This is a genomic window from Paenibacillus sp. sgz302190 (genome assembly GCF_059820445.1).
In genome coordinates this window covers 148,251-160,744 of the sequence record NZ_JBZYAO010000013.1, presented here as the reverse complement: position 1 = coordinate 160,744, position 12,494 = coordinate 148,251, and the positions used below count along the sequence as shown (strand labels likewise).

Below are 12,494 nucleotides of genomic sequence, written 5' to 3'. Positions count from 1 at the left end.
AAAATACGCTGCAGCCAAGCTCACGGACACGGGTCCAGGCGCTGCTGCAGCGTGATTGCCGGGCTTTCCGCTACGCGTAGTAGCGGGCCGCTTTTTGAATGACGCTTTGCATCGGCAGATGGTACGGGCATTTTTCCTCGCACAACGGCTTTTCTTTGCAAGGATCATAATCGGCGCAAGCGAGTATCTTGTCTTTCTGCCGGTCGAAAAACCCGCTTCCTTTCGGCAGCAAGCCGAACTTGTCGCGGATTTTGCTCGAAATCATCACGTCGGGAATCGCGATTTCCACCGGGCAAGAGCAATAGTTGCAGCGTCTGCAGTCGTGCCCGCCCAGTTCAATCGCAAGCTGCTCCAGCTCCCTGCGCTCCTCGTCGCCTACCTCGCGCTCCTGCGCAGCCAAATTTTCCTGCACCTCTTTGACGCTCACCATGCCCGAAATCGTCACATGCACGTTCTGGCTGTACGGGTAGCGAATCGCGCGGTCTACCGGTTGAATAAAGCCCCCGGATAGCGGTTTCATTGCGACTTTCATCAAATCAAGCTCCGTTGCTTTCGGAATCAGCTCATCCAGCGCAAACGGCTGGGCCAAATTCAGATGGAACAAAATTTGCGAGAACTGCCCTTTGGAAATCCATTTCGCCAGCAGATCGGGACGATGCCCGGTTATGCCGATAAAGCGCACCTTGCCTTCCCGCTGCGCTTCCAGCGCGGCTTCATAGGCGCCGCCTTCGCCCATAATTTGCTTGAATTCGTGAACGTAGTTGACATAATGAACTTGCAAAAGGTCTACATATTCCGTTTTCATCCGGGTGAGGCTGCGGTCAATTTCCTCTTTGGCTGCGGCATAATCACGCTTGCCCGTTTTAGTGGCCAAAAAGTATTCATTTCTGCGATGCGAGATACACTCGCCGATAATCTCTTCGCTGTTGCGGTAAGCGGCCGCGGTATCTATATAGTTGATACCTTGATCAAGCGCGTAATTCAACGCTTCCCTTGCCTGATCCAGCGGCACCCCAGGAAGATTCATCGCCCCGAAGCCGAGCGAAGATACTTTGTAGCCTGATTGGCCGAACGTACTGTATCTCAAACTGGAAAACTCCCTTCCTGTTACCAAATATGAAAATAGTGCTAATAGCGGGTTACGCTGCTTCATGGCGGAGGTGTCAAACGATTTGGCAAGCCGGGAGTCTGTCCGACGGAGTTGCTTTTGTGCATACCGGGTGAATAATGACTGCTATACTGCCGCTAACGCTGCATAAATACCCTTCATTTGGCATACGTGGTTCAACGGCAGACTCCCAGAACCGGAGGAAAGCCTGCAAAAGTACAGGTTTTTCCTGCGAAAATGCTTCATGTTGGCGAAAAGCCTGCGAAAGTGCAGGAATTTCCGGTGAAAATGAACCTGAGCCCGTGTGCGCAACGAAAAACCTGCACAATTGCAGGAATTGCTCGTGACCAGCGTATCAAGGGCGCAAATTCATGTACTTTTGCAGGTTTTCTTCGCACCGTCAGGCGGATTGGCGTCTATCGGTTCCGGCGCGTTTATTTTCAACAGCCTGTATTTCTATTGTAATACAACTTGTGTCCGAAGAAAATAAAGTTATAGACTGGATTTGTTGATCCTACGCGGATTTCTGAATTGCTAAACCATCAGGCGGATACTATAGTTTTCTTGCCTTGATTACAAAAGTTACAGGAAGCATCTTTGCTTTTTTTGCAAAATCGCTGTTACGCGATTGCACAATTTCATCATCAGATTGCTCAATCATTTGCTCAATGACAAATCCCGCTTTTGCCAACGCATTCACATAGGTTGATAGTTTACGGTCCGATAATGTTAGCGTACTTCCGTCAAGAGATACCGAATACCAAGATTCATCGAAATAACATTTTTTAAAAACAAGCATATTATTTTCTGCAGCAACACATTTGTGTATAGGGTGAGACCAGCTGAAAATAAATACGCCGTCTTTTTTTAGGTAAGAAGCAATCCGGCGAAAAGTACCCTCTAGGTCGGTTGTCCAGCCTATTGCATAAATCGAATAAACATAGTCAAAATAATCTTTTTCCCTGAGACATCGCCAAAAAGCTGGCATTTCTCTTCTGAGACAAATGCTCCATAAAAAGGAAGTGAGGTTGCTCCTAAAACATCATTTCCTTTTGTATCCCAAAATAAGCTGTTTGTTTCATGAACAACACTCTTATCCATGTCGACCGAGATGGCGCCAACCTCACCACCGCCTATAATGTTTGTTCTATAAACAGAATTCTTGTCCATGCCGTCCCTCCCCAAATGAGATTCACCAAATGTAACCAAATAATCCAACACCAAATCTATATTGGGATATATATGCAAAACCATCATATCGCACGTACGTTCTTATGTAAATGCCGTCTATTACGAATTATTAGATTAAGCAAATCTCTCCGTTAGCATGAACGCAGTTTCTATGAAATTGGCAATAAAGGACCTCATCCTCCGCTTGACAGCGGAATTTGAAGTCCTTTTGCTCGATTTTCGGGCTGCTCTATTAATTGTTGTCGTCGGAATTGTTGTCGTTTTTGCCCGATCTGTCGTTTTTATTGCTTTTATTGTCTTTATTGTCGTTTTTATTATTGTCCTTTTTGTTGTCTTTCCCGTCGTCTTTATTGCCGTCTCCATCGTCCTGATTGTCTTTGGAACGGGAATCGCCCGTCTTGGGCGTGGAAGAAGCTCTGGCCGACGGCTTTGCCGACGGTTTCCCGTTCGGACTTAAAGACGGCCCTGACGATGGGTCTTTTCGCGGATCCCGATCCTGGTTGCCCTGATCGTCTTGACTCCTCGTCGACTTTTTATCATCGTTATTATTTCGGCCGTCGTCATTGTTGTTTTTATCCGAGTTGTTGTCGTCTCTGCCGTTTTTGGGTGTAGGCGTTTTGGTCGGCTTGGCGCTGTTTTTGACATTTGAGGCGTTTTTCTGGCCGCTGTCGTTGTTTTTATTGCTGCTGGCGCCGTTATTATTGTTGTTTTTGCCGCTGCCGTTTTTGTCCCCGTTTTTGTCTGTCTTGTCATTTTTGCCGTTTTTGGAGCTCTTATCGTCGTTCTCCCGCTCATTGGCCATTTGTTGAACCTTTTCGCTCAGCTTGCCTGACTTTTCTTCTTCAATCAGCTTTTTCAGGCTGGTCTTGTTAATCGGCTTATCGGGTTTAACGATCTTGTCGATTCCGCCGTTCTCCTTGGCAAGCTGATGAATCGAAACCGACTTGATGTCGTCGAGCGACACTTTCGCGCCATTATCGAGCGCGTTCAGGTAGATCGCGTACTTGCCCGCCGAGACCCCGTTTGCCTTGGCTTCCTGCCTGACTTCCTGCGGTGCGGCAAACGCAGTTACTTCATAATTTTTGACCTGATTGGGATGAGCGTCCCGAATGTGTTTGTTTACCTGCTCCTTCAACTGGGTCGCGATCGCCTCATCGTCGATACCCGCCTTATCCTCGACCAGCGTGCTGCTGATGATGATGTCCCCTTCTCCGCTAGCAAGCGGCCCCTGTTCCGCCTTGTCCAAAATTTCCGAAGTGACGTTAGTCAGCGACTTTCCTTTGTAAACCATAGATTGGATGAGCGCTTCTCCGTCCGAATTCAACCCCTTTAAATCTTGAACGATCTCCTTGTTGTCAATGCCCATCTCTACGCTAGGATTAATATCGATCGAAACGTAAGCGACGACCTGGCCGCTCGGCACCTTGCCCGACAGGGTCGATACCAGTACAAAGCACAGTACAATCGCCGCAGTCAACCCCGACAAGATGGCCATCCGCGGGATTTTCATGCTTTTCGGGGCCGGAGCGTATACAATTTCTTCCCCGACCTCGCAGTTTCGGGTGCCTCGCGGGATCTTCTCGAACCGACCGTCCGGACTCATGACAATGATTGTGCTATCGCCCAATTCCATTACGATTCCTTTGTTCATGCGCAGTTCTTCCTTTCTGTAACCTCAATCATCGACACGAATTTGCAAATAATCCCGCAAATACGGGTAAGGCCCGTTAAAAATCAGTGCGATCGCAATCAAATATTTGCGATTCCGTTCCAAAGTTTTTCTGGAAACTTGAACCTTGGCAAGCAGCTCCTTGATCGGCAGCTGCCGTTTAGTCAGCAGAGTGCGCATAAGCTCTGCATCCTGTGAAAGCGTATAGCCGATGCCAAAAAGCATCTGCCTGGAATCGTCATGCTTCGGAGAGGCTTCCGTCAGTTCGGAAAAATCAATGTCAAAATCCTTCAGACACCGGTTGAATTCCATGATTTCACTCCGGCGCTCTTCTAATCCCTTTTGCTTCTCATAAGCTTCAATCGCTTGATGAATCTCAATCGGATTGACGAAGTTGTCCTCGCCATCCTCCTGCTCAAAGGAACTGTAAGGGATTTGTCCCTGAAACCGCTGCTCCTTCCGTAAGTAGTCGATTAGCCTCCGCCTGATGACGGTCTCCGCAAAGCCCAGAAACGATCTCCCCATTGCCGCCGAATACTGGCTGATGGCTTCGTTGAACGCTCCGAGAGCAATTGAAAATTCGTCATCTCTGGCCGGATCGATATACCGCTTGCAGAATCTGCTTGTTACTTTTGCCACATAAGGCTGATAATCGGCGATGAATTGATTTCGCAGCCGCAAATCCCCACTTTGTATGCGATGAACTGTTTCTTCCAGCGGAGAGGAATGGAGTTCACCCGGCGAGCCGGAGTGTTTTTTTCCGAGAAACTTCTTGAATAGTACCAGTAGCACCGTTCCACCTCACAGTATAGGTATTTCGTCATAAACGTTTCATATTCGGGGGTACTCTTTATGTAATTCCGTCAGAAAACAAAACCTATTATACCATACCAGAGCAAATCAGCACCTAATGGCAAAATAAACCTGACATGGAGTTTCTATTTTTCGCAGTTTCCTATAAAATAATGGCATATTGGAGGCGATTTATTTGGAGCTCACAAACAGTTTCGGAAAATTTCTTGAACAGCTTCGCGGGAAAATGTCACTTCGCAAAGCGGCGAATAAAAGCGGCTTGTCCCACGCTTACATCCGGGATCTGGAGCTGGGACGCAACCGAAGCACGAACGAGGTGATCAAACCGTCCCCCGATACGTTAAGAAAGCTGTCACAAGCTTACGACTATCCCTACACGGACATGCTGATTCGGGCCGGCTACCTGGAAGAGCACCCGGTCAGTTCTTCACAAATGAAACACGATTTGAGCGACATTTGGTACGTCGAATTCGGCAATAAAGATATCCGCTATTTCGCTTCCGACCGCATCACCAGGCAAAATGTGGATTCTCTCATCGAGTTCACGGATTTGCTGGAGGTTTTACAAGAGCATAACTTTATTAAGATGGATACGCATCTATTTGTCAATTTGCACAAAATAAAAAAGTATGCCCCGCAAGAAGGCAAACTTTATTTCGAAGACTCGGTAAATGGAAGATTCGTAACGATCGCCGCGCTGCCGCAGCGCAAATTTCACCTGCTGCTTACGGAATCCGTTGCGGCTAATACAGGCACCAAACCGGGAGGCGGGCCCAGCCCCACTTCTTTAAAACCAAAGTTCTTTTCGTAACGTCATATAAATGAACAGAACCGTCGCCATGCTCAGCATTTGAAAAGGCATGACCGCATCCAGCATGCTGACCGGCAGCGTATCGCGGAACACAATGCCGACGATAACGACGAGCATGAAGCCGTAGCAGCCGATATTTTCCCGGCAGAACGTTAATTTCGAGTAATGCGCCAAAAAAGTAAATCCCCATCTGAATTTGACAATGACCGCGGCAGCCGCGAGATTCGCCAGAAACGTCAGCATCGACATTAGCCTGGATACCAGAAGATCCTCAGTCACAGCCGAGAAAGCTACCACACCGGTCAAATCGCTCGTAATAATAACGCCTGTGGTGACGATGACGGCAAGGGTGTACCCGGACAGCGACACAAGCAAGGCGGCTGCAGGTCTGAACTTCAAATATCCGCAAAAAAGCACAAATATGCCGGCGATGTATGTAAGCGGGCCCATATAGGCGCCAAGAATTCCTGCGGCCAGTGAAGTACAGGCCATTCCTTTCAGATGCGGCTGTATTTTTTGCCTGAACAATACGAAAGACAGTATAATCATGGGGACGAATTCCAACAATGAAATGACCCCCTGCATCCATGCGTTCAAGAGTTTCCCCTCTTTTCAACTCGGTAATCGCTTCGAAGTTTGTCGTTCTATGAAACTATCATACATCAAATCCGGGCTTTCGGACGCTTCCCGGACTAAGTTGGCCGTTTCTGCGTGCAAATTGACATTTCGAGAGGCACAGAAATAAAAAGTTTAACAGTTTTTGGCATAGGAGTAATTCATATGAATGGCCATTTTACAGTTGCTATCGTGGAAGATAACCATTGGGCTGGAAAAATGCTTGAGGACTACTGCGCGCAGTGCGGATTGCAGGTCGTTTTTACGGCTTCCGACGGCGAAGCTTTGCTTGATACATTTAACGAGATCAAACCGGACATCCTGCTTGTGGACATCGGCTTGCGCGGGTATTTGAACGGCATTTCTACGGTGCAGTCCTTGAGACAGGCGGGCCATAAGCAAAAAGTGATCATGGTCAGCGGGACGACGAATATCGACCATATTTTGACCAGCTTTCACGATCTCGGTTCCTTGTATTTTTTATCGAAACCGGTCCTGTTCCCCAAATTCCAATCCGCGATCGCACGGGCAGTGGCGGAAATTGCAGCGGAACGGGCAGCGGCAGCGGCGCTCGAAGCCGGAGCCGGAGGAAGCGAAGGAACAACGTGGATCACGGTGAAAAATCAAAAGTCGCAAATTCCAGTCGCGGAACAATCCATTTTGTTCGTCGAAAAAGAAGACAAGCGGCATGCCATGCTCTACCTGACGAACGGGGAAACGATTGAATCCGGCACCAACTTGACCGACATCCTGGCCCAGTCCAGCACCTATATGTTCAGTCCGTATAAAGGATTTCTCGTCAATATGCGCTATGTCATTTCCTACGTAAAAGAAAGCGTCTTCCCCGCTTCCAGGCGGTTTTTGATCCATTTGCAGCATACGCAGGTCAAAATTCCATTGAGCCGCAATTTGCAAAAGGAGTTCGCCAAACTGCTTCAGGAGCTTCGCTAGACCGGAAACGGCAGCCTCCCAAAAAGAAACAGCCGCTCTTTGTTCCTCATCGGAACGAAAGCGGCTGTTTATCGTTTAAGTGCGCTTCGAAGCTTTTTTGCTTTTCAGCTTGTCTCGGCGGGCACTGAGCATTTTCAATCTTTTTTTCAGCTGTTCTTCCCACTCCGTATCGCCGATCGTCTTCGCGACACTGAGCAGGTCAAGCCCCATATCGATTTGGCTGCGTACGATATCCAAAGGCTCTTCGCCCTCGTGATTGACACAATTATCGTGCAGAATGTGATCCTTGCCATCCACATACTCTGCGAAATCCACCTCGGCCGCTCCGTCGCCATGAGCGTATTCCGCCAATATCTCGTATTCGCTCTCTACAAGATAATGAATTTCAATGCGGTGACATACCGGGCAAAAGAGTATAGGCACATTGTGAATTTGGGTGCGAATGTGCTTTAACGTTCCTTTTGTACCGATCATGCTGGCTCCACAGCAAAAACTCATGGATTTCCCTCCTTACTGATTACCCGGAATACCCCAATATATTCGCTTCGAACAAGCAAAATTCCTTTTTTCCGGCCGCAGCAGTTTTTGTCAGTGCGCGCATAATTTGCTTGCCTCCTGCGAATCCTGAAACAGTCATCCTTACACGGCAAACAACGGATGCTGCTGCAGCTTATGCCGGCGGCGCAAGGAGGGATTTGGATTGAAAGCATTGCCTTTGGCTGACTTCGAAGTTCCGGAGCGGTATCACAAAGATTTGCTGCACGTCATGCCGGTGAACGCCCGCTCGCTTTACACGTATTGGGAAGTCAGCGACAGGCGGAGATGGCTCGTTTCGCAGCATTTTGAGTGCGATTACGGAACCATGCCCAAAATCGTCCGCGTCTACGATGTAACCGGCATTTATTTTACCGGAAGCAACGCGCACCGTTTTTTCGATATTTGGACGACACCGGAAGCAGCGAGCTGGTACATCCATGGCTTGAATGCGGACCGCACTTATTTGCTCGATTTCGGCACTTATACGTGGAACCGCGAGTTTATCCCGCTGCTGCGCTCGAACTGTGCGGCAACGCCAAAAGATCAGGAAGCCCCATGGGGGGAAGCGATCCTCGGCGTCGTTCCGGAAGCTGAATCAGGAGCAGCCGGCGGGCGCATTCCTCCGCGCTTTTTTGAAAATTTCACGCCCTATACCCCCTACTCGAGGTGAACTGCTTTATGATGAACCGTATAAAACAGAAGCCGGAGCTGAAGGGTTATCTCGCGCTCGTGCTGCATGCCCACTTGCCGTTCATCCGCCATCGCGACCGGGACGATTACATGGAGGAACGCTGGTTTTACGAGGCGATGACCGAAACATATTTGCCGCTTGCGGAGATGATGGACCGGCTGGCGGCGGATCAGGTCGGCTTTCGTCTTACGTTTTCCATGACGCCCACGCTGCTGGCCCTGCTCGGCGATTCCCTTATGCAGGAGCGCTACCGCGCATACTTGAGCAAACTGATCGGACTTGCGGATAAGGAGCAGATTCGGCTGCAAAACCATAAAACGCTGCTCCCGCTCGCCAAGCTTTACGCGCGGCGATTTCGCGAACTGCAGAAGCTGTTTGAAAGCTGCGGCGGAAATCTCGTGCGCAAATTCAAGCAATTTCAGGACAGCGGCCATATTGAAATCGTCACTTCGGCGGCTACGCACGGCTTCCTCCCGCTGATGAAAACCGAAGAAGCGATCAAGGCGCAGATTGCGACCGCGGTGCGCGATTACGAGCGGCATTTCGGCCGCAAGCCGCGGGGCATCTGGCTGCCGGAATGCGGCTTCACCACGGGGATCGACCGGATTCTGAAGCAGTACGGGATCGATTACTTTTTCTCCGATTCGACTGCGGTCGCCTTCGCGTCGCCCCAGCCGAACCGGGAGCTGTACGCCCCGCTGATGAGCCCTTACGGCGTCAGCGCCTTTCCCCGCGATCCCGAATCGGCCAGCCAGGTATGGAGCGCGACGGAAGGCTATCCCGGCGACTACGACTACCGGGAATATTACCGCGATATCGGCTGGGATCTCGGCTGGAACGACGCCGGCGAGTGGGATTATATACGCCCGTATGTGCTGCCTACGCACGAGAGGGTGAACACCGGCATCAAATACTACCGCATTACCGGAAAAGGCAGCCATCGCGAGCCTTACCGGCCGCAGCGGGCGCTGGACAAAGCTGCCGAACACGCCGGCAACTTCCTGTTCAACCGCCAAAAACAGGCCGAGCATTGGCATCGCTGGCTGGACCGCAAACCGCTTATCGTCTCTCCCTACGATGCCGAACTGTTCGGCCATTGGTGGTATGAAGGGCCTGATTGGATCGAGATGCTGTGCCGCAAAACGTTTCACGACCAGCACGAAATCGCCATGATTACGCCCGGCGAATACCTCCGGGAGTATCCTGTCGCCGATGTCGGCAAGCTGAACGAATCCAGTTGGGGACGGAATCACTCGGCTGAAGTGTGGCTGCAGGGGAACAACGACTGGATCTACCGGCATCTGCATCAAGCCGAAGAGCGAATGATACGCCTCGCCACCAGGCATAAGCACCTGAAAAGCCGCGAGCATTCGATGGCGGATCTCCTGGAGCGGGCGCTTAACCAGGCCGTCCGGGAGCTTATGCTCGCCCAGAGCAGCGACTGGGCATTCATTATGGATGCCCAGACCGTCGTCGATTACGCGGTTCGCCGGACCAAGGTTCATCTCGGCTGCTTCCATCACCTGTGCGAGCAGATTGAACGCGGGGCCATTGATGAGGCGGCGCTGGCCGGGCTGGAGGAACACGACAACTGCTTCCCGGACATCGATTACCGGGACTATGCCGCCATCGACCGCCTGTCGCCCATCCCGATCATTCCCAGTCTGACAGACTGGGAAGCATTGCTGGCCGAAACCGGGCACCGGCCGAACATCTTCATGCTCGCCTGGGAATACCCGCCCAAACATGTCGGCGGCTTGTCGCGGGCCGTTCACGAGCTGTCCGAAGCACTCGCCGCAGAAGGCGAGATCGTGCACGTCGTTACGACTTCCCACTACGGAGCGCCCTATTTTGAAAAAATGAACGGCGTATACGTCCACAGGCTGCCCATCGACTGTTCGGGAGATACTCACTTTTACGACTGGACGTTCGAGATGAACCTGGCGATGATCGACCATCTTGTCCGCTGGAAAGAGCACGGAGGCAGAATCGACCTCCTGCACGCGCACGATTGGATGGTCATGCATACGGCCAGAGAAATCAAGCACAGCTACGGCATCCCGCTCGTCGCCACGATCCATGCCACCGAATGGGGAAGAAATCAGGGGCGGCTGCATACCGAGCTCCAGCACAAAATCCACCGGACCGAATGGAAGCTGACCTACGAAGCAAGCCGGGTGTTCGTGTGCAGCCAGTATATGAAAGATCAGGTACAGCAAATATTCAGCTTGTCCCACGACAAAGTAGGCATCTATCCGAACGGCATCCGGCTCGGCCATACTGCCGTGGGCGGCTTGGGCGGCCGGACTGAAGGTGGCCCGGAGGGCCGTACGGACGAACGGACGGAGGGCCGCCTGGATCATCGACTGGAGGGCCACCAGGAGCACCGTCTGGATCACCACCTGGATCACCACCTGGATGGCCGCCAGGAGCACGGTCTGGAATTTTTGAGCGACGGTGATAAAGTCATCTTTTATATCGGCAGGCTCGTATATGAAAAAGGCGTCCAGATTTTGATCGACGCCATGCCCGCTATTTTGGGGCAAATCCCGGACGCCAAGTTGGTCATCGCCGGCTCCGGGCCGATGGAGCAGGAGCTTCGCAGCCGGGCGGCTCATTTGGGCGACCGGGTATGGTTTGCCGGCTTCGTCGATGACGCCGCACGCTCCCGGCTTTATCAAGCCGCCGACGTCTGCGTCATCCCCAGCTTGTACGAACCGTTCGGCATCGTAGCCCTGGAGGCGATGGCCTATCGGCGACCGCTCGTCTTATCCGATACGGGGGGCCTCGCGGAAATTATCCGTCACGGAGTCGACGGATTCAAAGCACTGCCAGGCCATGTCGAATCGCTGGCCTGGCACGTCAGCGAAACGCTGCTGCACCCCGAGCAGGCGGCAGGCATGGCCGATTCCGCTTATAGGCTCGTGCAGGCACGCTATCAGTGGAATCAAATTGCTGCAAGCTTGCAAAGCGAATACCGCAAGCTGGATCATTACCAGCCCGAGCCGAGCGAAGCAGCGGCAGCCGGCGACCGCGCGCAAGCTCAGCGGCTCAACGCGTAAGCCCGCGGCCCACGGCCGGCCGCCGCCACCGGGATTGCCGCAATAAGATTTTCCTTACATGGGCATAGTAAGGAACGATGGCGCGGGGGCGCGGGGTGTCATGGGCCGCCGATGGCAGGTCAAACCGCGGAGTGCCATAGACCCCCGCAGGCACGGCCAAGACCCGGGGCGTCATGGTCCGCCGATGGCATGGTCAAAGCCCGGGGCGTCATAGGCCGCCGAAGGCGCGGTCAAAGCCCGGGGCGTCATAGGCCGCCGAAGGCGCGGTCAAAGCCCGGCGCGACATGGTCCGCCGCTGGCACGGTCAAAGGCCGGGGCGTCATAGGCCGCCGAAGGCGCGGTCAAAGCCCGGGGCGTCGGGCGCTAAGAGCCACCAAAGGTACGATAGCAGATGTGCAGGTTAGGGGCGTGGCTGGTACCATGTACGAGCAGAAAACCTGCAAAAGTACATCTTTTTACTCATTAATGCCCCGGTTTTGCAGAATTCCTGCAAATGTGCAGGTTTTTCGGCAAATTTTCTCGCTCAGGGCCTTCGGGACCTGAAATTCCTGCACTATTGCAGGCTTTTTCTCCAAACGAGCCGTTTACCGGGAAAAAGCCTGTACTTTCGCAGGTTTTCGAGGCTGCTTACCCGCTTCGCGAACTGCTGCGACAAACAAATTAGCTCTGGAACGGCTACTCTTACTCCTCGGGGCTGGTCGAATCGATCGCTTACCTTCGACCGTGCGGGCAGAAAACCTGCAAAAGTACATCTTTTTGCTCATTAATGCCCCGGTTTCGCGGAATTCCTGCAAATGTGCAGGTTTTGGGGCTAATTTTCTCGCCTAGGGTCTTCGGAACCTGAAATTCCTGCACTATTGCAGGCTTTTTCTCCAAACGAGCCGTTTACCGGGAAAAAGCCTGCACTTTCGCAGGTTTTCGAGGCTGCATACCCGCTTCGCGAATGGTTGCGACAAACAAATTAGCTCTGATCTGGAACGACTCATCTTACTCGTCGGGGCAAGTCAAGCCGGTTGCTACCATCGATCATGCGGGCAGAAAACCTG

The 12,494-nt window shown here is 52.0% G+C and carries 9 protein-coding genes and 1 pseudogene; 4 read left to right on the top strand and 6 right to left on the bottom strand.

What is annotated here, in order from left to right; translation table 11 throughout:
* Positions 1-70: 70 nt before the first annotated feature.
* The 4 genes and pseudogenes from AC6RNO_RS16650 to sigI form a co-directional block, all read right to left on the bottom strand.
* A complete protein-coding gene (locus AC6RNO_RS16650; RefSeq protein WP_497106096.1) occupies positions 71-1,087 on the bottom strand; it encodes an aldo/keto reductase in 1,017 nt (338 codons plus the stop codon).
* Positions 1,088-1,661: 574 nt separating this feature from the next.
* Positions 1,662-2,278 (bottom strand): annotated as a pseudogene (locus tag AC6RNO_RS16645) (class I SAM-dependent methyltransferase).
* 253 nt (positions 2,279-2,531) lie between these two features.
* A complete protein-coding gene (locus AC6RNO_RS16640) occupies positions 2,532-3,950 on the bottom strand; it encodes an anti-sigma-I factor RsgI family protein (RefSeq protein WP_497106095.1) in 1,419 nt (472 codons plus the stop codon).
* Positions 3,951-3,974: 24 nt separating this feature from the next.
* Positions 3,975-4,760: an RNA polymerase sigma factor SigI gene (gene sigI / locus AC6RNO_RS16635; RefSeq protein WP_474686646.1), complete on the bottom strand. Its 786-nt coding sequence runs from the start codon at positions 4,758-4,760 to the stop codon at positions 3,975-3,977.
* Between the two features lie 196 nt (positions 4,761-4,956).
* Here sigI and AC6RNO_RS16630 point away from each other — a divergent pair, with 196 nt between their 5' ends.
* Positions 4,957-5,592 (top strand): helix-turn-helix domain-containing protein, encoded by a 636-nt coding sequence (locus tag AC6RNO_RS16630; protein ID WP_474686645.1) that lies wholly within the window; start codon positions 4,957-4,959, stop codon positions 5,590-5,592.
* Here the strand turns inward: AC6RNO_RS16630 and AC6RNO_RS16625 are convergent.
* Positions 5,569-6,189: a hypothetical protein gene (locus tag AC6RNO_RS16625; RefSeq protein WP_474686644.1), complete on the bottom strand. Its 621-nt coding sequence runs from the start codon at positions 6,187-6,189 to the stop codon at positions 5,569-5,571. The two genes, AC6RNO_RS16630 and AC6RNO_RS16625, sit on opposite strands and share 24 nt — an antisense overlap.
* A 183-nt stretch (positions 6,190-6,372) precedes the next feature.
* Here AC6RNO_RS16625 and AC6RNO_RS16620 point away from each other — a divergent pair, with 183 nt between their 5' ends.
* Positions 6,373-7,158, top strand: coding sequence for a response regulator (locus tag AC6RNO_RS16620; protein WP_497106094.1), 786 nt, complete (start codon positions 6,373-6,375; stop codon positions 7,156-7,158).
* A 75-nt stretch (positions 7,159-7,233) separates the two neighbouring features.
* Here AC6RNO_RS16620 and AC6RNO_RS16615 read toward each other — a convergent pair whose 3' ends face one another.
* Positions 7,234-7,656, bottom strand: a complete 423-nt coding sequence (locus AC6RNO_RS16615; RefSeq protein ID WP_474686642.1) for a hypothetical protein — start codon at positions 7,654-7,656, stop codon at positions 7,234-7,236.
* 202 nt (positions 7,657-7,858) lie between these two features.
* Between AC6RNO_RS16615 and AC6RNO_RS16610 the strand changes: the two genes are divergently transcribed.
* The gene (locus AC6RNO_RS16610) at positions 7,859-8,365 is read left to right on the top strand and encodes a DUF4912 domain-containing protein (protein ID WP_497106093.1); all 507 of its coding nucleotides are present in this window, start codon (positions 7,859-7,861) and stop codon (positions 8,363-8,365) included.
* A gap of 8 nt (positions 8,366-8,373) precedes the next feature.
* Positions 8,374-11,448: a 1,4-alpha-glucan branching protein domain-containing protein gene (locus AC6RNO_RS16605; RefSeq protein WP_497106092.1), complete on the top strand. Its 3,075-nt coding sequence runs from the start codon at positions 8,374-8,376 to the stop codon at positions 11,446-11,448.
* The last annotated feature ends 1,046 nt before the right edge of the window (positions 11,449-12,494 follow it).

Bases quoted from the DNA above. Each gene is read 5' to 3' on its own strand.
- AC6RNO_RS16640 (WP_497106095.1), bottom strand. From the start codon at position 3,950: ATGAACAAAGGAATCGTAATGGAATTGGGCGATAGCACAATCATTGTC.
- AC6RNO_RS16620 (WP_497106094.1), top strand. From the start codon at position 6,373: ATGAATGGCCATTTTACAGTTGCTATCGTGGAAGATAACCATTGGGCT.
- AC6RNO_RS16615 (WP_474686642.1), bottom strand. From the start codon at position 7,656: ATGAGTTTTTGCTGTGGAGCCAGCATGATCGGTACAAAAGGAACGTTA.
- AC6RNO_RS16605 (WP_497106092.1), top strand. From the start codon at position 8,374: ATGATGAACCGTATAAAACAGAAGCCGGAGCTGAAGGGTTATCTCGCG.